A 23731-nucleotide genomic window follows, 5' to 3' on the forward strand; every position below is an offset into this window, starting at 1 on the left:
GTCTAACCGGCCGGGCGGTCCCGACCGGCGCCTGACGACTGACACCATTTTTATCGGTTCCGCCGAGACTCCCCCCATGAGCGATCCAGACGTCCTGGTGCTTCGCCAGACGATTCACGGACTGGGCCCCGACGAACTGGCGGCGGCGATCCGCGAGCGGCTCCCCGACGCGGAGGTCGCGCGGGCGCGGACGCCCGCCGAGGAGCGCGACCTGATCCGGACGGCGCGCGTGGCCGTCGGGCTCACCATCGACGAGGAGCTGCTCGCGGCCGCCGAGGAGCTGGAGCTTTTCGCCTGCGTGTTCGCGGGGACGGGTCACCTGCCGCGCGACCTGCTCGACGACCACGGGGTCGCGGTGACGAACGCGTCCGGCGTCCACGGGCCGAACATCGCCGAGCACGTCGTCGGGTCGATGATCGCGCACGCGCGACAGTTCCACCGGGCGTACCGCCAGCAGTCCCGCCGGGAATGGCGCACCTACGAGACCACGGAGGTGTACGGCTCGACCGTCGCAGTGGTCGGCCTCGGCGCTATCGGGCAGGCGGTCATCGACCGGCTGGAGTCGTTCGACGTCGACACGGTCGGCGTGCGCTACTCCCCCGAGAAGGGCGGTCCGACGGACGAGGTGTACGGGTTCGACGAGTTCCACGAGGCGGTCACCGACGCCGAGTACGTCGTGCTGGCGTGTCCGCTCACGGAGACGACGCGGGGGCTCGTCGACGCCGACGCGCTCCGCACGATGCGCCCCGACGCGGTGTTGGTGAACATCGCGCGCGGGCCGATCGTCGACACCGACGCCCTGGTGACGGAGCTCCGGAACAACCGCATCCGCGGCGCGGCGCTCGACGTCACCGACCCGGAGCCCCTCCCCGAGGACCACCCGCTGTGGGGGCTCTCGAACGCGACGATCACGCCGCACAACGCCGGTCACACACCCGAGTACTACGAGCGCGTCGCGGACATCCTCGCCGACAACGTCGCGCGGCTGGACGCCGGCGACGACCTGCGTAACCGGGTGGTGTGAGGAGGGTCGGCGATCCGTTGACTGGACCTATATACCACTATATATTTATGTGTTTTTAAGCCGATTAGCTCCGTCGTAATCGCGCTTGTTAGTCGCTTTTCGACGGATCTGACTCTAACGAACCGCAGACGGAGAGAATAGGGGGTATATATTTTGATCAAAACTAAGGTGGTCCGCTCCCGAGGGTGGGGTATGGAAACGCGGAAGGTCCAGGTCACCGGCGGTTCGACGTACACGGTCTCGATCCCGAAGACGTGGGCGACCGACAACGACGTCGAGGCCGGGACGGAGATCGAGTTCCACCCGGACGGCGACTCGCTGTTCCTCACGCCGCGGTCCGAGGAGGAGCGGACGCGGGGGACGCTGGACATCGACGACCTGACCGGACAGGCGCTGCGCCGAGCGGTGACGACGATGTACGTCAGCGGCTTCGACGTCATCGAGCTGGAGGCCGCGGAGATAACCACGGAGCAGCGGTCGACGATCCGCGACGCGGTCCAGAGCCTCGTCGGGCTGGAGGTGTTAGAGGAGACCCGCGACCGCGTCGTCGTCCAGGACCTCCTCGACTCCTCGGAGCTTTCGATCCACAACGCGGTCACGCGGATGCGGCTGATCTCGCTGTCGATGCTCGAGGACGCGATCACCGCCCTCGCGGAGCGTGACCACGACCTCGCGCGCGACGTGATCGGCCGCGACGACGATCTCGACCGGCTGTGGCTCGTCGTCTCGCGGATATTCCGCGCCACGCTGCGGACGCCGAAGGCCGCCGAGGAGCTCGGGCTCCCGCGCGAGGAGTGTTTCGACTACCACTCTAGCGCCCGCCAGTTAGAGCGGATCGGCGACCACGCGACGAAGATCGCGCACCTGACGCTGAACATCGACGAGCCCCTTCCCGACGAGGTCGTCGACGCGGTAAGCGACCTCCACGGTGACGCCGTCGACGTGATCGACGCGGCGATGGACGCGCTGTTCGACGACGACACCGACGCCGCGACCCGGCGAGCCAACGAAGCGCGGGCCGGCGTCAGAGCGATCGACGAGCGCGTGCGCTCCATCGACGAGCTACTCCGCGACCTCGACCCGACGCGCGCGCAGCTGCTGGGGCTCGTCGTCGACTCCGTCCTCCGGTCGGCCGACTACGGCGGCAACATCGCCGAGACGGCCCTCCAGAAGGCCGCGCCGACGCCGTGAGGGGCGTCCCCGACGGGATCGCGAACCGACTGCCCGGACGCCGGACGCTCGCGATCGCCGGCGGCGCGGCCCTCGTCCTCGTCGCGCTCGTCGTCGCCGGCGGCGCCGCGTACTTCGCTGCCGGGATGGGGCCGGATGCGGAGGCTGTCGCGGCCGTCGAGGCCGATCCGAACGTCTCCGTCGATCGGACGGCGGTCGGGACCGCGGTCCGCGACGGGCCGGTGACGTCGTCGACCGTCGGGCTCGTTTACTACCCTGGCGGGCGGGTGGCACACGAGAGCTACGTCCCGACGGCCGCCGAGATCGTCTCCGCGTCCGATCGCGTCGCGCTCGTCGTCGTGGTGGACGCGCCGCTCAACCTCGCCGTCCTCGCCCCGGACCGCGCCGACCGCGTTCGCGAACGCTACCCCGAGGTGGGCGCGTGGGCGGTCGGGGGTCACTCGCTCGGCGGCGCCATGGCCTGTCGACACGCCGCCGGGAACGCGGAGGCGTACGACGGGCTCGTCCTCCACGCCGCCTACTGCGACCGCGACATCTCCGAGACCGGGCTCGACGTGCTCTCGGTCCTGGGCGGCGCCGACGGGGTGATCGACGCCGAACGCGAGCGCGCGTCTCGGTCGAATCTCCCGGCGGACGCCCGGATCGTGACGCTCGATGGCGTCAACCACGCCGGGTTCGGGGCCTACGGACCCCAGCGAGGCGACGATCCCGCATCGCTGTCGCCGGACGCCAGCCGGGAGGCGATCGGGAACGCGACCGGGCGGTGGCTCTCGGAACGGGGCTCGGTGAACCGCGACGTCCGGTCGCAATCGGCGTCGACCGCCGGCTCGGAGAGTGTCCGCTCTGCCGCGATCGCCGTTGCCGGGTGAACGGGTTTTTTGAGCGCGCTCCCCCGAGGGGATCGCATGCCAGAGATCGAACTCGGCGTGCCGAAGGGCGTCGTCGAGTCGCTTCCGGAAGAGGAGGGGACCGCCGAACGAGACATGCGACGCGCCATCGCGGGAATCCAGTCGCGGCTGAACGAGGCGCTCGACGAGGCGGACCCGGACGAGGCGGCCGAGGTCGTCGCCGACGCGGTCGAGCGCATGGAGTCGCAGGCGAGCACGTACCACGAGTTCGTTCCGGAGCTGCGCGCGTGGGGGCAGTCGCCCATCTACGCGATCGCGTGGCGAAACCTCTACCTCGAACTCATCGGCCAGCTGTACGACCACGAGTGGCTCACCGACGACCTCGACCGCGAGCGCAACTTCCGGCTGGTCGAGGACGGGATCCGCCTCTCCGACCTGTAATTTCTCGACCGTCACCTTCCGCGGCCGGCCGCTTTTAAGCCGCCGCGACACGACGTACGGGTATGGAACTGGAACTGCGGTTCTTCGCGACGTTTCGCGAGGCCGCCGGCGGGAAGACGGTGAACGCGGAGTTCGCCGACGGCTCCACTGTCGGCGACGTGCTGCGCGAACTGGAGTCGGAGTACGAGGGGATGGAGGGCCGCCTGATCGTCGACGGTGACCTTGCCCCGCAGATCAACGTCCTGAAGAACGGCCGTGAGGTGCTCCACCTCGAGGGGCTCGACACGCCGATGGCGGACGGCGACCGGCTCTCCGTGTTCCCGCCGGTCGCGGGGGGTTCATGAGCGACGACGGGTCGACGACGGCGGAGGAGACCGGCGACGACGACACGGCGGCGGTCGAGGAGGCCGACGGCGACGCGAGCGCGGATGGGATCGACCTCCCGCCCGCGGAGGAGGGATGGGAGCGCGAGACGGTGGCGTACCGCGGCATCTCCCGTCGGCTCGCGGCCCACTACCTCCGCAATCTGGGCGGGGAACTCGTGGGAACCGACGACCCCGCGGAAGCGACCCGCGTGGACGGCGACGGCTGGCGGGTGGCCCTCAGCGCCGAGAAGGTGACCGCGGCGGCCGCGATCAAACTCACCGAGGTGACCGCCGAGTTCGCGGGCGACCCCGACGTCCTCGCCGAACTCCTCCCGAAGTACCGGCAGAAGGCCATGCGCGCCGGCGGGTGATGTCCGACGACGCCGAGCAGGACCCGGGGTCGTATCCGATCGAGGGTACCGCGCTGGTGAAGACGGCGGCTCTCGCGAGCGTGCCGGCGGCCCGCGTGCCGTCGCTGCTCGCGCGCGTCCAGGCCGATCTCGGCCCCAGGATCGACGCGTACCGCCGGCGCTACGAGCGGATCGCGGCCGAGCCGGACCGCGAGACGTTCCTCGTCGAGCCGGACCACTGGGAGGCAGTGGCCGACCGCGTCGGGCTCACCGAGCGCGAACGCGACGCCGTGGTCCGCGCCCACGAGGCCGCGGTCGAGCGGATCGGCTCCGGGAGCGGTCGCCGGGAGGAGTTCGACACGGCGCTGGAGATCCGGTCCGGCGTCGTCATCGGCATCGGGGAGGGAGACAGTGACCGAGTCGCGGATGCGGACGGCGATCGTGACGCGGACGGTGAGGACACGGATGCGGACGGCGACCGCGACGTCGAGCGCGACTGATCCGAGTCCTGCCGTCACCGACGCCTTTTCGGACCGCAGCGCGGACGTTCTCGCATGCGACTCGCTCGACTGCTCACACCGGACGGACCCGTCGCCGGCCGCTACGTCGACGGCGCGGTCGTCGCCGAAGACGGGCGCTACGAGGTCGGCCGCGACGGGCGACTGCTCCCGCCGTGCGAGCCAAGCGCCCTGTACTGCGTCGGTCGGAACTACGCCGAGACGCTCGATCAGATGGAGTACGAGCGGCCCGAGGAGCCGGACTTCTTCATAAAGCCGCCGGCGAGCCTGCTCGCGCACGGCGAGGCGATCCGGTACCCGGAGTGGACCGATGAGCTGACCTACGCCGGCGAACTGGTCGCCGTGATCGACGAGCGCTGTCGCGACCTCGATCCCGAAGACGTCCCGGACGCCGTGCGCGGCTACACGGTCATGAACGACGTCGACGCGCTCGACCAGCAGGGGCGGACCGCGCGCAAGGCCTTCGACGGGTCGGCGCCGCTTGGGCCGTGGATCGAGACCGATGTGGACCCGACGAATCTCGACATCGAGACGACCGTGGGCGGCGAGACGCGCCAGGACGCAAACACGGAACTGATGCTGTTCGGCCCGCACGAGATCGTCTCGTACCTCTCGAAGCGGTTTACGCTCGAACCGGGCGACTGTATCGCGTTCGGGAGTCCCGCGAACCCCGGCCTCGTCGAGCCCGGCGAGCGCGTCGAGATCACCTACGAGGGAGTCGGCACGCTCTCGAACGCGGTGGTCGCGCCGGACGCGGAGTAGCGTCTCCGAGTTCGGTTGAGCGGGCGCCGATCGATATCAGCGGCCCGCGGGGTCGAGGTCGTCGACGCTCGCGGCGTCAATCAGGTCGTCGGCGGTCCGCAGATCCGTCTCGTCGCCGGTTCGGACGTACGCACCGAGCGCGTCGGCCGCCTCAACGAGGGCGTCCGCGGCCGCGGGCGGCACGTCGCCGCCGAGCGCGTCGACGCGCGTGACGCGGTCGCGGAGTCGCTCGAAAGCGTCGCGGGCGGGGCCGATCCTGGCTTCCGGATGCTCCCCGTCGACGGTGACCGTCGGGGCGTCCTCGTCGTTTTCGGTGTCATCGATTTCGTTGTCACCGGTTTCGGCGTCATTACTTTCGACACCGCTCCGCTCGACGCCGGCTTCGAGCTCGTCGAGGAAGTCGAGCGCGTCGCTCCGGAACGCCTCGACCGCGCGTACGGCCGCCATCCCCCGGGCCTCGCGGAGCGCGGTCGGGACCTCGTCCGCGGGCGGTCGGTCGCCATTGTCGGCGCCGGTGAGCAGCGCGAGGAGGTACTCGCGGTCGGCGTCGGTCGGGTCGCGCAGTCGCTCGAAGCAGTCGACCGCCTCCAGCAGTTCGCGGGCCGCGAGGTACGTCGCGTCGAGCGGTGCGAGCCGGCCGCCGTCGATGAACCCGCGCTTCCGGCAGTACTCCCGGAGGTCGGACTGGAGGTCGTCGACCCCTGACCGCGGGAGGGTATCGGGCGAGTCCCCGAACCGCTCGCGGTGGGCTGCGAGGTCGAGCGAAACGGGGGCGTCGGTGTGTGCGGTGCGGGCGTCGACGCCGACGCTGCGGAGGTCGCCGCAGCTCGGACACGCGACGGAGCCCGTCTCGTAGTACGACCACCGCGCGCCACAGGACTGGCACTCGCGTTCGCCGCGGACCTTCATGTAAGGTGGTTCGTCGCGTCCGCCCTAAACGACTGCGGGTCGGCGGTGTAGGCTCGGGAGCCGAGCGGTCAGTTGCCAGCATATTTCACCTTCTCCGGCGAACGGTCGGTATGACCTGGCACGCCGTCGACGCGCTCGACCGCGCCGTCGACGCGACGCGGCGGTTCCTCTTTCCGTTCGAGGCGGTCCGGTGGGCGAAGCTCGCGTTCCTCGCGCTCGTGATGGCGGGCGGGGGCGCCGGAGTGTCGGGCGCTGGCGTCCTGGGCGCCGCTTCGTCGTCGTTCGGCGCTTCGGCCGGCGGAGTCGGCGCTTGGCGCGAGTTCACCTCGAGGGAACCCGAGTCGGTTCCGGCGGGGGTCGAGCGCGTCGTGAGTACGGGCGCCGAGCGGCTCGCCGGGCTCGCCGGACTCGACGCCGTGCTGCTGGCCGGAATCGCGGTCGGCGCGGTGCTCGTCGCGGTCACGCTCGTCGCGTGTTCGATCGCCTTTCGGCTCGCCTTCTACGACGCGCTCGCGACGACCGAGGTCGCGCTCTGGCGGCCGTTCCGCGAGCGGTTCCGGCAGGCGCTGGGGCTGCTCGCCGTTTCGGCGGTCCTCGCGGTCGCGGCCGGACTCCCCGCGCTCGCGCTCGTCGTCGCCGTCGACCCCGTGGCGTCGCGCGCGGTCGGGACTTCGCTCGGTGGGCTCTCTGGTTCGTCGACCACACAGACCGCAGCGATCGGGGCACTTGCCGTGTTCTCGGTCGGGACCGCACTGATCGGTGCCGTCGCGTCCCGACTCACGTTCGAGTTCGTCGCGCCGGCGATGGTCGCCCGCGACGTCGGTGTGATCGCGGGGTGGCGAGCAGTTTGGGCGTCGTTCCGCGGGGCGTGGGGCCAGGTCGTCGCCTACTTCGCGGTCCACGCCGTCGTCGCGGCGGGCGTCGGGATCGTTCAGGCCGTCGTCCTCGGGTTCGCCGGCGGGGTCATCGCCGCGATCGGCCTCGTCGCGCTCCTCCTCGCGGCGGTTCCGCTCGGCGGTGCCGGGGCGTTGATCGGAACGACCGCGGGGCAGATCGTTCTCGCGGTTGTTCTCCTTTGTGCCGTCGTCGCCGTCGTAGCCGTGACGCTCCCGGTCCGACTGGTGGCGCGAACGTATCTGACCGCTTACGAGGTCTCGACGCTCGCGGGGATCGACTCTGACCTGGCGCCGCTGGCATCGACGCTCGTCGCAAGCGACGAATCGGAATCGGTCGGGGAGTGATCGCCGCTCGTTTCGGGGATTCCGGCCTTTCGGGGGCGTTGAGGGGTCGTCGAATGATCGTCGGCGGATCGTCGAACGTCGAATCGTATATTCGACACCATAGGATACCTTTTTACTCCGTTCACGAATGGAGGCAGACATGGGACTGGACGACGACGCGCGGGAGTACCACCGACAGGAGCCGCCCGGAAAGATAGCGATCGAGACGACGAAGCCCACGAACACGCAGCGAGACCTCTCGCTGGCGTACTCGCCGGGCGTCGCGGCGCCGTGTCGCGACATCGCGGCCGACCCCGAGTCCGTCTTCGAGTACACGGCGAAGGGGAACCTCGTCGCCGTCGTCTCGAACGGCTCGGCCGTCCTCGGGCTCGGCGACATCGGCGCCGCCGCCTCGAAGCCCGTCATGGAGGGGAAGGGGGTGCTGTTCAAGCGGTTCGCCGACATCGACGTGTTCGACATCGAGCTCGACATCGACTCCGTCGACCCGTTCTGCGAGGCCGTGAAGGCGATGGAGCCGACGTTCGGCGGGATCAACCTCGAGGACATCAAGGCGCCCGAGTGCTTCAAAATTGAGGAGCGGCTCCGCGAGGAGATGGACGTCCCCGTGTTCCACGACGACCAGCACGGCACCGCAATCATCTCCGGCGCGGCGCTGATGAACGCGGTCGACATCTCCGAGAAGGACCTCTCGGAGCTCGAGATCGTCTTCTCGGGCGCCGGCGCGTCGGCCATCGCGAGCGCCCGGTTCTACGTCTCGTTGGGCGCGCGCAAGGAGAACATCACGATGTGCGACTCCTCGGGGATCATCACCGAGGAGCGCGTCGAGGCCGGCGAGGTCAACGAGTACAAGAGCCAGTTCGCCACGCCGGTCGAGGGCGGCGACCTCGCGGACGCGATGGAGGGCGCAGACGTGTTCGTCGGCCTCTCCGTCGGCGGGATCGTTTCCCAAGAGATGGTCCGGTCGATGGCTGCCGACCCGATCATCTTCGCGATGGCGAACCCCGACCCGGAGATCACCTACGAGGACGCGAAGGCCGCGCGCGACGACACGGTGATCATGGCGACGGGCCGGTCGGACTACCCGAACATGGTGAACAACGTGCTTGGGTTCCCCTTCCTGTTCCGCGGGGCGCTCGACGTGCGCGCGACAGAGATCAACGAGGAGATGAAGGCGGCCGCCGCGGAGGCGCTCGCCGACCTCGCGCGCAAGGACGTCCCGGACGCGGTCGTGAAGGCGTACGGCGACGAACCCCTCCAGTTCGGCCCCGACTACGTCATCCCGAAGCCGCTCGACCCCCGCGTGCTGTTCGAGGTGGCGCCGCGCGTCGCTGAGGCGGCGATGGAGTCCGGCTCCGCCCGGACGGAGATCGACTTAGAGAAGTACCGAGAGCGGCTCGAAGCGCGGCTCGGGAAGTCCCGCGAGATGATGCGGGTCGTGTTGAACAAAGCGAAGAGCGATCCGAAGCGGATCGCGCTCGCGGAGGGCACCGACGAGAAGATGATCCGCGCCGCCTACCAGCTCTCCGAACAGGGGATCGCGGAGCCGGTGCTGCTCGGCGACGCCGACACCATCTCACAGACCGCGGCCGAGCTCGGCCTCTCGTTCCGGCCCGAAGTGGTCGACCCGGACGACCGGGACGTCTCCGGCTACGGCGATCGACTGTACGAGCTCCGGAAGCGCAAGGGAATTACGAAGCGCGAAGCTGACGACTTGGTGAAGCGGGACACGAACTATCTCGGGAGCGTGATGGTCGAGACCGGCGACGTCGACGCGATGCTCACGGGGCTCACCCACCACTACCCGTCCGCGCTCCGGCCGCCGCTCCAGATAGTCGGCTCCGCGGCCGACACCGACACCGTCGCCGGCGTGTACATGCTCACGTTCAAAAACCGGGTCATCTTCTGTGCGGACACGACCGTCAACCAGGACCCGGACGCGGAGACGCTGGCGGAGGTCACGCGACACACCGCCGACCTCGCGCGCCGGTTCAACGTCGAGCCGCGCGCGGCGATGTTGTCGTACTCCAACTTCGGGAGCGTCGACAACGAGGGGACTCGGAAGCCCCGCGACGCGGTCGACATCCTCCAGTCCGACGACGCGGTCGACTTCCCGGTCGACGGGGAGATGCAGGCCGACACCGCGGTCGTCGACGACATCCTCAACGGGACCTACGAGTTCTCTCAGCTCGACGAGGCCGCCAACGTCCTCGTGTTCCCGAACCTCGAAGCCGGGAACATCGGGTACAAGCTGCTCCAGCGGCTCGGCGGCGCCGAGGCCATCGGCCCGATGCTCGTCGGAATGGACGAGCCGGTCCACGTGCTCCAGCGGGGCGACGAGGTGAAAGACATCGTCAACCTCGCTAGCGTCGCCGTCGTGGACGCCCAGGAGTAGCTCGCCGGCCGTCACCCCGTCGCCGGGCGTCTCGCCGCGCCGGGAGTAGTCTGTCGGGGCTGCCGGGCGGTCGGTAATCGTCGCGCGTGCCTCGCCGGTCGGCACACCAATTTTACTTGTTTCCAACTACGACAGTATTGGTATGGAACCGAGCGAGGATCCGGACGAAGCGACCGGGCCGCGAGTGCTCGACAACAGGCGCGACGCGACTCGTTACCGGGTTCTCGTCGAGATCGCCGCGCGACAGCCGGCGGTGAGCCAAGAAGAGATCGCCGACGTCATCGGCGTAACGTCGCAGGCCGTGAGCGACTACGTCCGCGATCTGGTCGACGGCGGGTTCGTGGAGAAGCGCGGTCGCGGTCGGTATGAGGTGACGAAGGAGGGAGTCGACTGGATCATCACGCGGACGGACGCCCTCTCGGAGTTCGTCTCCCGGGTGTCCGACGACGTCTTGGGAAGCGTCGACGTCGACGCCGCGGTGGCGACCGACGCGCTCGAAGAAGGGGACGATGTCGGACTGGAGATGCGAGACGGCGTGTTACACGCGGTCCCCGAGGGGGGTTCGGCAGCGACGGCGGTCGTCGTCACGGGCGGTGAGGCGGGAGAGGCGGTCGGCGTCACCGACTTCGAGGGCGTCGTCGAGTACGACCCGGGCGTGGTGACAGTTGTTCCCGTTCCGGCCGTGACGGAGGGGGAGCCCCCTTCTCCAGACGTGATCGGGGATCGCGCCGCCGAGTCGGACCTCGTCGCCGTCGGTGGGACCGAGGCCTACGCGCTCGCGACTCGTACCGGACTGCGGCCCGACGTGCGGTTCGGGTCTGCCACGGGCGTCTCGCAGGCCGCCCTCCGCGGCTTAGATGTACTCTTGCTCGTGTCGACCGACGAGCTCTCCCGACACACGACTCGGCTTCGTGAAGACGGCGTGCGGTACGAGGTTCGCGACTCCCTCGACCGCTGAGTCGGTCATCGAGCCGTGAGTCACGTGCGGGGAGAGGGTCATGTGCGGAGAGAAGGTCACGTGCGGGGAGAGGGTCATGTGCGGAGAGAAGGTCACGTGCGGGGAGAGGGTCATGTGCGGAGAGAAGGTCACGTGCGGAGAAACTCTCGGTCAGGGAGGAGTACGACTGGAGGGCGATACGAGTAGTGAACGATACGAGCGGAGAGACACACCGTGTTTCCGGTGAAATCGGGGGCTGACTAGGTGCGGTCGTTGGGTGGGCTGGGCATCCTGTCCGAGAAGCCGACTATTCTGACCGACACAAAACAACAGGCTTTATTATCTATTCTGGAGTAAAGCTCGCCAAGCCAAATTGGTGAGTGCTCGCCGAGCCACACTGCTCGTTTCATCGGAAACGTGGTCTCCCCCGCGATGGGGTCGTCCGACGCCCCGTCGAACACCGTGTTTCCGGTGAAATAGGCCAGCAATCGCCTCCCCGTCGCTGGTCCCGTTCACTCTGTCGGGTGTGTTCTATTACCTGGCGCCATCTGCTAACATCGACTCTACGTGCCCTCGTGGCGATCTCGTGGCGCACTCGTCTCACTACTGTCGCGCTCTCGCTGATCGGTGCCTGTTCTCGTCGTCCGTTCCTCTGGAAGCGGATTTCCCGTTCAGCCTGTTTCACCCTGCTGGCCGGCTCTCAGTCGTTCTAATCGGGTTGACCTCGATCGTCCGTGGGTCCGCCTTGACCGACCACCCCAGACCCCCACCCACCCCTCCCAACCCCCGTTTTCACCGGAAACACGGTGTGTGTCTCGACCGACCAACCCGCCCCGCGACCGCGCCCCACACGCGGTCGCGAAACAGAACGCATTTCACCGGAAACCCGGTGTCTCTCTCATGGACGCAGCGGACGACCTCTTCACGAGGGAGGACCCCATCTTCGCGAACAAGGAGCTCCTCGAGATCAGTCACCTGCCGGGCGAGGGACGAATCGTCGGCCGAGACGACGAGATCGCCGACCTGGCGACGGCGGTCAACCCGGCCATCTTCGGACAGAGTCCGAGCAACGTCCTCATCTACGGGAAGACGGGTACGGGAAAGTCGCTGTGTGCGAAGTACGTCTCCAAGCGGCTCGTCTCGACCGCGAGCGAGGAGGGCGTCACGGCGACGTTCGCCTACGTCGACTGCGCGCAGGACACCACCGAGACGCAGGCGGTCCAGACGATCGCCGAGGGCGTCAACGACCCAGAGGAGACCGGGATCAACGTCCCCGACAAGGGGCTCTCCACCTCCACGTACTACAAACGGCTCTGGCGGATCCTCGACCAACGGTACGACGTCGTTTTGATCCTGCTCGACGAGATCGACAAGCTCGACGACGACGCTATTCTGATGCAGCTGTCACGCGCGGGCGAGGCCGGAAAGATAACTGACTGTAAGCTGGGGGTCGTCGGAATCAGCAACAAGATCCAGTACAAAGACCGGATGGACGAGCGCGTCAAGTCGAGCCTCTGTGAGCGCGAGTTCGTCTTCCCGCCGTACGACGCGAATCAGCTACGCGAGATCATGCAGGCGCGTGCGGACGCGTTCCACGACGACGTGCTCGAACCCTCGACGATTCCCCGCGCCGCGGCGCTCGCCGCGCGCGAACACGGCGACGCGCGGAAGGCCATCGACATCCTCCGGTACGCGGGCGAGATCGCGCAGGCGAACGGCGAACCCACGGTCCGCGAGGAGTTCGTCACGCAGGCGCGCGAGCGAGCCGAGACGGACCGGTTCCGGGAGCTCATCCGCGGGTCCACCCCGCACTCGCGGTACGTGCTTCAGGCGCTCGCGCTGCTCTCGCTTTCGAACGGTCGACAGGACGGGTTCCGCACGAGTCGCGTGTACGAGATATACGAGAACATCTGTCGACAGGAGGGCTCCGACAGTCTCTCGCTGCGACGCGTCCGTGACCTCCTGAAGGAACACGCGTTCCTCGACATCATCGAACAGTCGAAACACAGCGGCGGCAGCGCCGAGGGGAGCTACACCAAACACCAGCTTCTCGAGGATCCGAGCGTCGTCAAAGAGGTCCTCACCGAGGACGACGCCGAATCGTAACGGAACCGTACTCGGCCGCTCGACGCTGACTGACGGCCGCTCGACGCCGATTACCGCCTTTTATTGAGGGGTAGCAACCGAACAGACCGATCGATTCAACCTCAGCCGAGCAGGCCGAGCCCTTCGATGCGCTCGACGATCTCCTCGACCGCTTCCTCGGCGTCGTCGGTCCGCTTGCCGCCGGTGATAACGATCTTCCCGCTCCCGAAGAGCAGGATGACGACTTCGGGTTCGTCCATCCGGTAGACGAGCCCGGGGAACTGCTCCGGTTCGTACTCCACGTCTTCGAGGCCGAGCCCGATCGCGAGCGCGTTGAGGTTGAGGTTGTGCCCGAGGTCGGCGCTCGACACGATGTTCTGTACGGTGATCTCCGGGTCGTCTTCGACGGGGATCTGGAGGCCGCGAAGCTTCTCGAAGATGATCCCGAGCGCGTCGTGGACGTCGTCGATGCTCTTCGCGCCTGTACAGACGATCTTCCCCGAGCGGAAGATGAGCGCGGCCGCTTTCGGCTCCTGGGTCCGGTACACGAGGCCGGGGAAGTTATCCGGGTTAAAATCCGCACCCGGGAGGTCTTCCGCGAGCGCCTCCAAATCGAGCTCCTGGCCGATACCCGTCGATGCAACAACGTTCTGAATCTCGATCGAGTCTGCAGGGTTCGTCATCGTTCGCTTTTATATGTGTCCCCCTCCCTTATAAACGCCCGTGGTATAAACAACTAGCTCGTCCCGAAGCGGATTACTTCTGATCCCGCGTACGCGTGAACCCCCGACGTAGTGCGAGATACTATGATATTATTCTGATATATGACCCGATCGCGAGTTCCTCTCCAACCACTCGATGTCGCCGGCTGTCTCCGAACGCCACCACTCGGTGATGGATCAACTCGTTGTAAACTGCTCCATGAAACCGCATGACGTAGCGTAGATAGTTCGACGGGGTTAAGTACAACCCGGGCATTCGATGAGATGCGAGGCGCCCCCGCCGAGGGGGCACCGACCGGCCGTTCACGCGGCCGGTCGAAGCGTTCCGACGTGCTTAAGTGTACAAGCCCGTTCGGTTGATACGCGAAGAACGCACCGCGAACTCGGGCCGTTCAACTCGGCCCGGTTTCGCAGAGTCGGTTCATCCGACTCACCCAATGAGGATCACGCCCCCTGCGCTCCGGCGTAAGCGGTGATCTGATGTGAGCCGTGGTCGTTCGGTGTCATCCAAGTCGCTGGATGGGCCGGACACCACACAGACCAATGCAATGGTGTGTCAACCCTCGTCTTCGACGAGATTGACACCCGCCAACACCCCCTTCGAGCCGGGAATCAGGCTCGAAGGATATTCATTCCGGTTGATCCTGCCGGAGGCCATTGCTATTGGGATCCGATTTAGCCATGCTAGTCGCACGAGTTCAGACTCGTGGCGAATAGCTCAGTAACACGTGGCCAAACTACCCTTCGGAGCTCCATACCCTCGGGAAACTGAGGCTAATAGTGTATACCATACCACCACTGGAATGAGTGGTATGCCAAACGCTCCGGCGCCGAAGGATGTGGCTGCGGCCGATTAGGTAGACGGTGGGGTAACGGCCCACCGTGCCAATAATCGGTACGGGTCATGAGAGTGAGAACCCGGAGACGGAATCTGAGACAAGATTCCGGGCCCTACGGGGCGCAGCAGGCGCGAAACCTTTACACTGCACGACAGTGCGATAGGGGGATCCCAAGTGCACAGGCATAGCGCCTGTGCTTTTCGGTACCGTAAGGTGGTACCAGAATAAGGGCTGGGCAAGACCGGTGCCAGCCGCCGCGGTAATACCGGCAGCCCAAGTGATGGCCGATCTTATTGGGCCTAAAGCGTCCGTAGCTGGCCGCGCAAGTCCATCGGGAAATCCACCTGCTCAACAGGTGGGCGCCCGGTAGAAACTGCGTGGCTTGGGACCGGAAGGCGCGACGGGTACGTCCGGGGTAGGAGTGAAATCCCGTAATCCTGGACGGACCGCCGATGGCGAAAGCACGTCGCGAGAACGGATCCGACAGTGAGGGACGAAAGCCAGGGTCTCGAACCGGATTAGATACCCGGGTAGTCCTGGCCGTAAACAATGTCTGCTAGGTGTGGCTCCCACTACGAGTGGGTGCTGTGCCGTAGGGAAGCCGCTAAGCAGACCGCCTGGGAAGTACGTCCGCAAGGATGAAACTTAAAGGAATTGGCGGGGGAGCACTACAACCGGAGGAGCCTGCGGTTTAATTGGACTCAACGCCGGACATCTCACCAGCATCGACTGTAATAATGACGACCAGGTTGATGACCTTGTCCGAGTTTCAGAGAGGAGGTGCATGGCCGCCGTCAGCTCGTACCGTGAGGCGTCCTGTTAAGTCAGGCAACGAGCGAGACCCGCACCCTTACTTGCCAGCAGTACCGCGAGGTAGCTGGGGACAGTAGGGGGACCGCCGTGGCTAACACGGAGGAAGGAACGGGCAACGGTAGGTCAGTATGCCCCGAATGTGCTGGGCAACACGCGGGCTACAATGGTCGAGACAAAGGGTTCCAACTCCGAAAGGAGACGGTAATCTCAGAAACTCGATCGTAGTTCGGATTGTGGGCTGCAACTCGCCCACATGAAGCTGGATTCGGTAGTAATCGCGTGTCACAAGCGCGCGGTGAATACGTCCCTGCTCCTTGCACACACCGCCCGTCAAAGCACCCGAGTGAGGTCCGGATGAGGCGTACCTCGTACGTCGAATCTGGGCTTCGCAAGGGGGCTTAAGTCGTAACAAGGTAGCCGTAGGGGAATCTGCGGCTGGATCACCTCCACCGACCCGAGACTCCCGCTTCGCGGGAGCTCACCTTACGACCGTCACCACGACGGTCACTACTCATTCGCACTGGTCTGTAACAGTCCGCCCACCCACCGGCTTGGACACCGCAGAACGACCACGGCTCACACCACACACACCAGACCTTCCCCACAGGGAAGGTGGGCTCATAGCTCAGCGGTAGAGTGCCTCCCTTGCAAGGAGGATGCCCTGGGTTCGAATCCCAGTGAGTCCATGTCCGTCCGGACCGAATCCGTCCTCTTAAGTGGGAGACGCGACTCGGTTCGGACACGACGACCGATGCACCATCCCGGGAAACCGCGGATGGGAAGGGTTCGACGAACGCCCCGTCACACCCGGGGCGATTCAATGACAACCGTGTATACGTGCGATCCAGACGTCCACTGAACTCATCCGAGTTCGTGGAACGTCAGTGAACCATATACAGTCGGGTGACACTATGTCACTTGACACCGTCAGCACTCTCTTCGGAGAGTTGGCTGACACACTACTGGCTACTGTGCCAGCTGGTGAATGGCTCGGCTCGAGAGCCGACGACGGACGTGCCAAGCTGCGAAAAGCTCGTGGGACCCGCATGGAGGGAAAGAACACGAGATCTCCCAATCGGAATCCGTTCAACAATTGCCACGCGCAATAGGGAACGCCCTGAATTGAAACATCTCAGTAAGGGCAGGAAAAGAACGCAACAGCGATGTCGTCAGTAACCGCGAGTAAACGCGACACAGCCCAAACCGAAGGTCTTCGGACCAATGTGGTGTTCGGGTTGACAACCAAAACGCGACACTCTCTCAGAAGTCTCCTGGAACGGAGCGTGAAACAGGGTGACAACCCCGTATGAGAGAACAGTACCGTTGGCGTCAAATCCAGAGTAGCAGGGGTCGGATATCCTCTGTGAACATCTCAGGCATCCCCTGAGAAGGCTAAACACTCCTCGAGACCGATAGCGAACAAGTAGCGTGAGCGAACGCTGAAAAGCACCCCGAGAAGGGCGGTGCAATAGGGCCTGAAATCAGCTGGCGATCGAGCGACAGGGCGTATAAGGCGATTCTCAAAACGACCGAGGAGCGATCCTCCAGTAGGAAGAGAATCGAGCCGGCGTCGTGTCGTGCGTTTTGAAAAACGACCCAGGGAGTGCACTTGATTGACGAGTCTAACCCGTGAACCGGGGAAGGCGCAGGGAAACCGATACGGCCGCAGCATTGCGAGGGCCACCGTGTTCAAGCGCGGGGAGTCAATTGGGTGCGACCCGAAACCAGGCGATCTACGCGCGAGCAAGGTGAAGCGTGGCGAAAGCCACGTGGAGGCCTGTTAGAGTTGGTATTCTACAATATCCTCTCGTGACTCGTGTGTAGGGGTGAAAGGCCCATCGAGCCTGGCAACAGCTGGTTCCAACCGAAACATGTCGAAGCATGACCTCTTCCGAGGTAGCCCGCGGGGTAGAGCTACCGATTGGATGACCCGCCTCCGAGAGGAGTCGGCCATCCTGTCGAACTCCAAACCCGCAGGCGCTGTAGACGAAGGGAGTCCGGTGCGCGGGGTAAGCCTGTGTACCGTGAGGGGAACAACCCAGAGCCGGGTTAAGGTCCCAAAGTGTAGATTAAGTGCGATTCGAAGGTGGTCTCAAGCCCTAAACAGCCGGGAGGTGAGCTTAGAAGCAGCTACCCGCTAAGAAAAGCGTAACAGCTTACCGGCCGAGGTTTGAGGCGCCCAAAATGATCGGGGCTCAAATCTACCACCGAGACCTGGCCGTGCCCTTGACAGGGGCAACCGCGTAGGTTGGCGTACTGGTCGGACGGAAGCCCGGGCGAGAGCTCGTGTGGACCGTCCAGTAACGACAATCCTGGTCACAGTAGCAGCGATAGTCGGGTGAGAACCTCGACGGCCTGAAGAGCAAGGGTTCCTCGGCACTGCCGTTCAGCCGAGGGTTAGCCGGTCCTAAGGTGTACCACAACTTGACTACACCGACGGGAAGCTGGTTAATATTCCAGCGCCATCGTGCAGTAAACGCCGACGCCGTGTGGAACGCTGAGCCGGGCATTCGCCCGGTCAAATCGTGGAAACTCGTGGACGCCGTCACGGCACGAAGCGAGCGAAACGCGAGATAGCGAAAGTCAGCCGTACATAGGGCCCGTGAAAAGGCAAGCATGATGTCCGTACCGAGATCCGACACAGGTGCTCTGCCAGCGCAAGGCAAGGCCTGTCGGGAGAACCGACGTTAGGGAATTCGGCAAGTTAGTCCCGTACCTTCGGAAGAAGGGATGCCTGCTCTCTACGGAGCAGGTCGCAGTGACTCGGGCGCTCCGACTGTCTAGTAACAACACAGGTGACCGCAAATCCGCAAGGACTCGTACGGTCACTGAATCCTGCCCAGTGCGGGTATCTGAACACCTCGTACAAGAGGACGAAGGACCCGTCAACGGCGGGGGTAACTATGACCCTCTTAAGGTAGCGTAGTACCTTGCCGCTTCAGTAGCGGCTTGCATGAATGGATAAACGAGAGCGCCACTGTCCCAACGTTGGACCCGGTGAACTGTACGTTCCAGTGCGGAGTCTGGAGACCCCCAAGGGGAAGCGAAGACCCTATAGAGCTTTACTGCAGGCTGTCGCTGAGACGTGGTCGCCGATGTGCAGCATAGGTAGGAGACGCTACACAGGTACGTGCGCTAGCACGCCACCGAGTCAGCATTGAAATACTACCCGTCGGTGACTGCGACTCTCACTCCGGGAGGAGTACACCGGTAGCCGGGCAGTTTGACTGGGGCGGTACGCGCTCGAAAAGATATCGAGCGCGCCCGAAGATCATCTCAGCCGGGTCGGGAATCCGGCGAAGAGCGCAAGAGCACAAGATGGTCTGACAGTGTTCTTCCCAACGAGGAACGCTGACGCGAAAGCGTGGTCTAGCGAACCTACGAGGTTCCGGAATGGGACCCGTAGATGACAGAAAAGCTACCTTAGGGATAACAGAGTCGTCACTCGCAAGAGCACATATCGACCGAGTGGCTTGCTACCTCGATGTCGGTTCCCTCCATCCTGCCCGTGCAGACGCGGGCAAGGGTGAGGTTGTTCGCCTATTAAAGGAGGTCGTGAGCTGGGTTTAGACCGTCGTGAGACAGGTCGGCTGCTATCTATTGGGGGTGTGAGGTACCTGACGTGAACGAACGTATAGTACGAGAGGAACTACGTTTGGTCGCCACTGGTGTATCGGTTGTCCGGAAGGGCAGATGCCGAGTAGCCACGCGACACGGGGTAAGAGCTGAACGCATCTAAGCTCGAAACCCACATGGAAAAGAGGTACCACAGAGGTCACTCGTAGAAGACGAGTTCGATAGACTCGGGGTGTACGCACCGAGGCAACGAGGTGTTAAGCCCACGAGCACTAACAGACCGAGCCACATTCATTGGCGCTGACGCGCCACGACTCGCATGAGTTCAGGCGGTAACTGGATCGCACGATTTACACGGTTGGTATCGAACCAGACCGACACAGGCGTCTCGCTGTAGAGGATACAGAGAGTCTCGGTTCGAATCCGGGAGTCGGCATGAAGGCGGCCAGAGCGGTAGGGAAACACCCGTACCCATTCCGAACACGGAAGTTAAGCCTACCAGCGTATCGTGAAGTACTGGAGTGAGCGATCCTCTGGGAACCACGAGTCGCCGCCTACCCACTCATACGGGAATCATCCCACCAAGCCCACGGACAGCGCGTCCGTGGGCTTTTTTCATACCCAGCGAGCCGCAGCGCTCGCATTTCACTCGCTTTCGTCGACTGTCGCCCGACGGTCTCGGTTGCGTGGTCCGCAACCGTTGGAACCGAATTTGCTAATTCGAGAGCTCGCGAAGCGCTGTTCCACGGACGACTCACCACGCTCGGCTGATCGTCTCGCGGGAACGCGTATCAGTACTAATAGTTTCATCCGTAAGTTTATCACTTTTGTCGATGAACCCAAGGTATCGTGGACGGATCGCACGGCGCGGGACGACTGTTCTGTGGCGGCCAGCCGTCGGTTCGCGATGGAGTCGCCTCGGACCGTGTCGTATCCGTGTTGTTCGGAACCGACGTCGAGGCGTGGCGGAGCGGCTGGGAGCGAAGGCCGGCGGGCCCGCCGGCCCGCGAGGCGGTGGTGGACGTGAACGACATCGCTCGGAGCGGGGCCGCCGCGTCAACGCAGGTGGTGCCGAACAACGGGCTCGCGTACACCGTGCTGGGCCGCGATGCCGAGAGCGAGCGAGTTCTCGACGCGGTCGCCGATCACCTCGACGAGGTCCCCTCGGGAACGGTCGACGTGGTAATCGACGACGTCGCGCCCGTCGCCGCTCGGGGCGGCGTCGACGCCGCGGTCGCGTTCGTGGACCGGCTCCTCGAACGGTTCGGGGGCCGAGCGAACCAGGTGGCGATCGGCTGTTCCTTCGAGGGGGCAGCGGAGCTGCTGTCGCGCGTGGGCGGTCGCGTCGACGGTGTCGTCGGTGCCGACGCGGACGCGACGGCGGCGGTCGAACGGCTCTCGCACGAGGATCCCACCACCTTTGGATACGTCCGTCGCCACTGGGCCGAGGCCAAGCGCGGCATCGAGACGTGCGACCGCAACTACCCGCAGTCGAAGCAGGTCCACGCCGCGCTGACCGACCCGGAGACGACGCCGCGGACGCTGGGGGCGACCCTGTCGGGACTGGTCACGCTCGGCGCGCTGGAGACGTGGGGCGACACCGTGGGGCCGACCCGATACGACCTCACCGCGTACCGGCCAGAGCGGACGTGGGCGGTCGGCGCCGCGCTCGAAGCGAGCGCCTCCGAGGAGTGAAACGGACGCCGCGCTGACACGGCTCGTTAGTCGCCCGTCTCGTCGATCCTTAGTCGTCCGTATCTTCCTGACCGTCGGGCGGCGCGACGCGCTTGAGGTCGGTCTCCACTACGGTGCCGTCAGGTTCGAGCGTCACGCTCCCGAGGGCGGCGGTCTCACCGGTGTCGTACCGCGCGGCGATGGCCTCCAGGGTCGGGCGGCGATCGAGTCGCTCCCACACGGCCTCCGCGACGAGCGACTGGAACGCCTCGGGGTCGGTCCACCCGGCGTCGATATCGGAGGGGACGCCGACGACGACTCGGAGTTCCGTCTCGGCGACGCGGATGCCGACGCCGAACGTGTCCGCACACATGAGCGGTGGTTCGCGCTGGGGTGTGAAATCTCCGTCGGCGTCGTCCGTCGGGGGAGAGCGAAACGAGTACCTCGCCGTGCCGACCGATCGGCTCTCGAAACCGGTAAGCGCCCGTCGCTCGAACGCCCACGAGATACGATGAGTTCGAAGCCGGCGGTGTCGCCGAAGGCGGGACTCGCGGCCGCGGTCGTCGCGGTGAGCGCGGGCGCGATCCTCGTCCGCCTGAGCGACGCCCCGAGCTCGGTCGCCGCGTTCTACCGGGTGCTGTTCACGACCCTGCCGCTGACCGCGATAGCGGCGTGGCGGTACCGCGGAGAGTTCGCACGGATCCGGTCCCGGGACCTCGCGTTCGCGGTGTTGTCCGGGGTTGCGCTCGCGGTCCACTTCGCGGCCTGGTTCGAGAGCCTCCGGTGGACGAGCGTCGCGGCGAGCGTGACGCTCGTTCAGGCGCAACCGGTGTTCGTCTCGATCGGCGCCTGGCTGCTGTTGCGCGAGCGCGTCACGCGTCGGATGGCCGCGGGTATCGCGGTCGCCGTCGGCGGGATGGCGTCGATGTCGCTCGGCGATTTCCTCGGCGGCGTGGCGGTCGGTCCCCGTCCGCTGTACGGCAACGCGCTGGCGCTCGCGGGCGCCGTCGCCGCCGCAGGCTACGTGCTGGCCGGTCGCTCGCTGCGCCAGCGCATCTCGCTTATCCCCTACGTCACCGTCGTGTACGGCGTCTGTGTGGTCGTTCTGCTCGCGTTCGTCCTCGCCGCCGGACACCCGCTCACGGGATATCCCGCCCGGGAGTGGCTCCTCTTCGTCGGGCTCGCGGTCGGGCCGGGGCTGCTCGGTCACACCGTTCTCAACTGGGCGCTCGCGCATCTCGAGTCGAGCGTCGTCTCCGTCTCGCTGCTCGGCGAACCCGTCGGTGCGACGCTGCTCGCGTTCGCCTTGCTGTCGGAGACGCCGACGCCGGCGACGATCGCGGGCGGGTGCGTCGTCCTCGCCGGTATCTACGTCACCGCGACGGCGGCTCAGACGTAGCGTTTTCAGCACCGATATTTGGAGGTGAACGTTGAAGCCACCCGCATGAGTGAACTGGGTATGGACCGGCGAACGGTCGTCGCGTTCGTGGGCGAAGACCCGAGCGCGAGCGAACGCGTGTCCCGCGCGGTCGACGCTGTCTGGGGCGGCCCGAGCGGACCGGAACTCCGCACGTTCGTCCCGACGGATCTGGACGACGACCGGGACGGAGAGGACCCGCTGAACGACACGTGCGGCGTCGTCGTCACCGCCGCGGCCGCGAGCGACGACGCGGTGACGGAGCGGCTCGCGGCGCTCCCGTCGAACGTGCCGGTGATCGCGCTCGTCGAGGACGCGACGACGGCGACCGTCCGATCCCTGTTAGCGGCCGACGTGGACGACGCCGTCGACGCGGACGACTGGGAGTCGGCTCCCGATGAGATCGACGCCTCCCACCCGCTCGCCGAGCGACTCGCGAGTCGACTGGCCCCCGACCGCGTCCGACTCGGCGACGACGACGTCGCCCGCCTCGCCGACGTGTTGCTCGACGCCGGGACGACGCTGATGAGCACCCGCACCGACGAGGTCGGGACGAAGATCGAGTGGACGATGGAGAACGTCGGCGAACACGCCGAGCTCGATCGGATCGTCTGTTACCGGGAGGAGGACGGGCGGTTCGTCCCCGCGTACGGCTGGTGTCCCGACGGGTCCCAGCCGGAACCGAGGCCGTTCGAGGCGTTCCCTGACCCCGAGCAGCTGTCGACGTTCGGCAACGTCGCGCGCGGCTCCGTCCCTAGCGGGAACGCGGACGGCGAGGGCGACGAGGTCCGGATCGCGGAAGCGCCGGCGACGGTTCACGTCCCGCTCGTCGTCGACTGGGAGCTGAGCGGGATCGTCGCGTTCGAGTCCGACGACCCCCGCGCCTGGACGGATGACGAGGTCGACCTGTACCGCACCCTCGGAGACCTGATCGCGCACACAATCGCGCGCAACGACCGCCGAACGGCGCTCCGCCGGCAGGCGGAACAGCTGGAACAGTTCAGCGCGGTCGTCTCACACGACCTGCGGAACCCTCTGAACGTGATCTCGGGCTACCTGTCGCTCTCCGAGGACGAACTCTCCCCGTCGCGGTACGACGCCATGAGCGGCGCGGTCGACCGCATGGAGACGCTGATCGACGACCTGCTCATGCTCGCGCGGCGCGGCGAGGCGATCGGCGAGACCGAGCCGGTCCCGATCGCGGCCGTCGCGGAGGAGGCGTGGGGGTCGGTGCGCGCGCCCAACGCGACGCTCACGATCGCTGAGGGGGTCGGCCGCGTCGAGGCCGACCCGGGCCGGCTCCGGCAGGCGCTGGAGAATCTCTTTCGGAACGCGATCGACCACGGCGGCCCGGAGGTGTCGATAGAGGTCGGTCCGCTCACCGCGGACGGCGGCGTCGGCGGGATGTACGTTGCGGACGACGGGCCCGGGATCCCGGTCGAACTCGCCGACACGGTGTTCGACTCGGGCGTCTCGTCGGCAGACAGTTCGGGGATCGGACTGGCGATCGTCGACCGGATCGTCGAGGCGCACGAGTGGGACATCGAGGCCCGCAACGACGACGGCGCCGTCTTCGAACTCACGTTCGGCGCGGACGCGACGCGACTCGCGTCGCCGTAGCGGTCCG

At 66.0% G+C, this 23731-nt stretch carries 18 protein-coding genes, 1 tRNA gene and 3 rRNA genes; 19 read left to right on the plus strand and 3 right to left on the minus strand.

Translation table 11 applies throughout. The features are described 5' to 3' along the window. Window positions 1-76 precede the first annotated feature (76 nt). The 8 genes from ACOZ35_RS03720 to ACOZ35_RS03755 all read left to right on the plus strand — a co-directional run bounded on the left by ACOZ35_RS03720 (window position 77) and on the right by ACOZ35_RS03755 (window position 5499). Entirely contained in the window at window positions 77-1024 is a 948-nt protein-coding gene (locus ACOZ35_RS03720; RefSeq protein ID WP_424015126.1) for a D-2-hydroxyacid dehydrogenase, read from the plus strand. Window positions 1025-1216: 192 nt separating this feature from the next. Next, window positions 1217-2215, plus strand: coding sequence for a PhoU domain-containing protein (locus ACOZ35_RS03725; protein ID WP_424015127.1), 999 nt, complete (start codon window positions 1217-1219; stop codon window positions 2213-2215). After that, on the plus strand, window positions 2212-3084 hold the full coding sequence (locus tag ACOZ35_RS03730; RefSeq protein WP_424015128.1) for an alpha/beta hydrolase: 873 nt from the start codon (window positions 2212-2214) through the stop codon (window positions 3082-3084). Before ACOZ35_RS03725 ends, ACOZ35_RS03730 begins: the two co-directional genes overlap by 4 nt. Before the next feature lie 36 nt (window positions 3085-3120). After that, the gene (locus ACOZ35_RS03735) at window positions 3121-3504 is read left to right on the plus strand and encodes a hypothetical protein (protein WP_424015129.1); all 384 of its coding nucleotides are present in this window, start codon (window positions 3121-3123) and stop codon (window positions 3502-3504) included. Window positions 3505-3566: 62 nt separating this feature from the next. After that, window positions 3567-3848, plus strand: coding sequence for a ubiquitin-like small modifier protein 1 (locus ACOZ35_RS03740; protein WP_424015130.1), 282 nt, complete (start codon window positions 3567-3569; stop codon window positions 3846-3848). Further along, window positions 3845-4240 (plus strand): hypothetical protein, encoded by a 396-nt coding sequence (locus tag ACOZ35_RS03745; RefSeq protein WP_424015131.1) that lies wholly within the window; start codon window positions 3845-3847, stop codon window positions 4238-4240. Before ACOZ35_RS03740 ends, ACOZ35_RS03745 begins: the two co-directional genes overlap by 4 nt. Further along, window positions 4240-4719, plus strand: coding sequence for a hypothetical protein (locus tag ACOZ35_RS03750; protein WP_424015132.1), 480 nt, complete (start codon window positions 4240-4242; stop codon window positions 4717-4719). Before ACOZ35_RS03745 ends, ACOZ35_RS03750 begins: the two co-directional genes overlap by 1 nt. Before the next feature lie 54 nt (window positions 4720-4773). Next, window positions 4774-5499: a fumarylacetoacetate hydrolase family protein gene (locus ACOZ35_RS03755; protein ID WP_424015133.1), complete on the plus strand. Its 726-nt coding sequence runs from the start codon at window positions 4774-4776 to the stop codon at window positions 5497-5499. A gap of 36 nt (window positions 5500-5535) precedes the next feature. On the opposite strand, the gene ACOZ35_RS03760 is transcribed toward ACOZ35_RS03755, so the two are convergent. Then, on the minus strand, window positions 5536-6408 hold the full coding sequence (locus ACOZ35_RS03760) for a DUF7117 family protein (protein WP_424015134.1): 873 nt from the start codon (window positions 6406-6408) through the stop codon (window positions 5536-5538). Between the two features lie 110 nt (window positions 6409-6518). Between ACOZ35_RS03760 and ACOZ35_RS03765 the strand changes: the two genes are divergently transcribed. The 4 genes from ACOZ35_RS03765 (at window position 6519) to ACOZ35_RS03780 (ending at window position 13084) form a co-directional block, all read left to right on the plus strand. Then, on the plus strand, window positions 6519-7649 hold the full coding sequence (locus tag ACOZ35_RS03765; protein ID WP_424015135.1) for a DUF7544 domain-containing protein: 1131 nt from the start codon (window positions 6519-6521) through the stop codon (window positions 7647-7649). 139 nt (window positions 7650-7788) lie between these two features. Then, window positions 7789-10041, plus strand: coding sequence for an NADP-dependent malic enzyme (locus ACOZ35_RS03770; protein ID WP_424015136.1), 2253 nt, complete (start codon window positions 7789-7791; stop codon window positions 10039-10041). 142 nt (window positions 10042-10183) lie between these two features. Further along, window positions 10184-10999: a MarR family transcriptional regulator gene (locus ACOZ35_RS03775; protein ID WP_424015137.1), complete on the plus strand. Its 816-nt coding sequence runs from the start codon at window positions 10184-10186 to the stop codon at window positions 10997-10999. Between the two features lie 879 nt (window positions 11000-11878). Beyond that, window positions 11879-13084: a Cdc6/Cdc18 family protein gene (locus tag ACOZ35_RS03780; protein WP_049932642.1), complete on the plus strand. Its 1206-nt coding sequence runs from the start codon at window positions 11879-11881 to the stop codon at window positions 13082-13084. A gap of 101 nt (window positions 13085-13185) precedes the next feature. Here the strand turns inward: ACOZ35_RS03780 and ACOZ35_RS03785 are convergent, their stop codons facing one another. Beyond that, a complete protein-coding gene (locus ACOZ35_RS03785; RefSeq protein WP_049932645.1) occupies window positions 13186-13746 on the minus strand; it encodes a TATA-box-binding protein in 561 nt (186 codons plus the stop codon). A 670-nt stretch (window positions 13747-14416) separates the two neighbouring features. Here ACOZ35_RS03785 and ACOZ35_RS03790 point away from each other — a divergent pair. From ACOZ35_RS03790 to ACOZ35_RS03810, 5 genes are all read left to right on the plus strand, one after another. Beyond that, window positions 14417-15886, plus strand: a 16S ribosomal RNA gene (locus tag ACOZ35_RS03790). Window positions 15887-16051: 165 nt separating this feature from the next. After that, window positions 16052-16123 (plus strand) — tRNA-Ala (locus ACOZ35_RS03795). A gap of 271 nt (window positions 16124-16394) precedes the next feature. Continuing rightward, a 23S ribosomal RNA gene (locus ACOZ35_RS03800) occupies window positions 16395-19307 on the plus strand. 143 nt (window positions 19308-19450) lie between these two features. Continuing rightward, window positions 19451-19572: ribosomal RNA gene (rrf, locus tag ACOZ35_RS03805) — 5S ribosomal RNA — on the plus strand. The 16S, 23S and 5S rRNA genes sit together here with 1 tRNA gene alongside, the layout of an rRNA operon. A gap of 464 nt (window positions 19573-20036) precedes the next feature. Beyond that, complete coding sequence (locus ACOZ35_RS03810; protein ID WP_424016024.1) at window positions 20037-20708, plus strand: hypothetical protein; 672 nt, start codon at window positions 20037-20039, stop codon at window positions 20706-20708. A 49-nt stretch (window positions 20709-20757) separates the two neighbouring features. On the opposite strand, the gene ACOZ35_RS03815 is transcribed toward ACOZ35_RS03810, so the two are convergent. After that, a complete protein-coding gene (locus tag ACOZ35_RS03815) occupies window positions 20758-21060 on the minus strand; it encodes a hypothetical protein (protein ID WP_424015138.1) in 303 nt (100 codons plus the stop codon). 138 nt (window positions 21061-21198) lie between these two features. On the opposite strand from ACOZ35_RS03815, the gene ACOZ35_RS03820 reads away from it, so the two are divergent. Together ACOZ35_RS03820 and ACOZ35_RS03825 are read left to right on the plus strand one after the other, a co-directional pair. Further along, window positions 21199-22086, plus strand: coding sequence for a DMT family transporter (locus ACOZ35_RS03820; protein WP_424015139.1), 888 nt, complete (start codon window positions 21199-21201; stop codon window positions 22084-22086). A 60-nt stretch (window positions 22087-22146) separates the two neighbouring features. Then, window positions 22147-23724 (plus strand): ATP-binding protein, encoded by a 1578-nt coding sequence (locus ACOZ35_RS03825; protein ID WP_424015140.1) that lies wholly within the window; start codon window positions 22147-22149, stop codon window positions 23722-23724. The last annotated feature ends 7 nt before the right edge of the window (window positions 23725-23731 follow it).

Origin of the sequence: Halorubrum xinjiangense (genome assembly GCF_049604745.1) — an archaeon.
GTDB classification, from domain to species: Archaea; Halobacteriota; Halobacteria; order Halobacteriales; family Haloferacaceae; genus Halorubrum; species Halorubrum xinjiangense_A.

Bases quoted from the DNA above. Each gene is read 5' to 3' on its own strand.
- ACOZ35_RS03720 (WP_424015126.1), top strand. From the start codon at position 77: ATGAGCGATCCAGACGTCCTGGTGCTTCGCCAGACGATTCACGGACTG.
- ACOZ35_RS03725 (WP_424015127.1), top strand. From the start codon at position 1,217: ATGGAAACGCGGAAGGTCCAGGTCACCGGCGGTTCGACGTACACGGTC.
- ACOZ35_RS03735 (WP_424015129.1), top strand. From the start codon at position 3,121: ATGCCAGAGATCGAACTCGGCGTGCCGAAGGGCGTCGTCGAGTCGCTT.
- ACOZ35_RS03740 (WP_424015130.1), top strand. From the start codon at position 3,567: ATGGAACTGGAACTGCGGTTCTTCGCGACGTTTCGCGAGGCCGCCGGC.
- ACOZ35_RS03745 (WP_424015131.1), top strand. From the start codon at position 3,845: ATGAGCGACGACGGGTCGACGACGGCGGAGGAGACCGGCGACGACGAC.
- ACOZ35_RS03750 (WP_424015132.1), top strand. From the start codon at position 4,240: ATGTCCGACGACGCCGAGCAGGACCCGGGGTCGTATCCGATCGAGGGT.
- ACOZ35_RS03755 (WP_424015133.1), top strand. From the start codon at position 4,774: ATGCGACTCGCTCGACTGCTCACACCGGACGGACCCGTCGCCGGCCGC.
- ACOZ35_RS03760 (WP_424015134.1), bottom strand. From the start codon at position 6,408: ATGAAGGTCCGCGGCGAACGCGAGTGCCAGTCCTGTGGCGCGCGGTGG.
- ACOZ35_RS03765 (WP_424015135.1), top strand. From the start codon at position 6,519: ATGACCTGGCACGCCGTCGACGCGCTCGACCGCGCCGTCGACGCGACG.
- ACOZ35_RS03770 (WP_424015136.1), top strand. From the start codon at position 7,789: ATGGGACTGGACGACGACGCGCGGGAGTACCACCGACAGGAGCCGCCC.
- ACOZ35_RS03775 (WP_424015137.1), top strand. From the start codon at position 10,184: ATGGAACCGAGCGAGGATCCGGACGAAGCGACCGGGCCGCGAGTGCTC.
- ACOZ35_RS03780 (WP_049932642.1), top strand. From the start codon at position 11,879: ATGGACGCAGCGGACGACCTCTTCACGAGGGAGGACCCCATCTTCGCG.
- ACOZ35_RS03785 (WP_049932645.1), bottom strand. From the start codon at position 13,746: ATGACGAACCCTGCAGACTCGATCGAGATTCAGAACGTTGTTGCATCG.
- ACOZ35_RS03815 (WP_424015138.1), bottom strand. From the start codon at position 21,060: ATGTGTGCGGACACGTTCGGCGTCGGCATCCGCGTCGCCGAGACGGAA.
- ACOZ35_RS03820 (WP_424015139.1), top strand. From the start codon at position 21,199: ATGAGTTCGAAGCCGGCGGTGTCGCCGAAGGCGGGACTCGCGGCCGCG.
- ACOZ35_RS03825 (WP_424015140.1), top strand. From the start codon at position 22,147: ATGGACCGGCGAACGGTCGTCGCGTTCGTGGGCGAAGACCCGAGCGCG.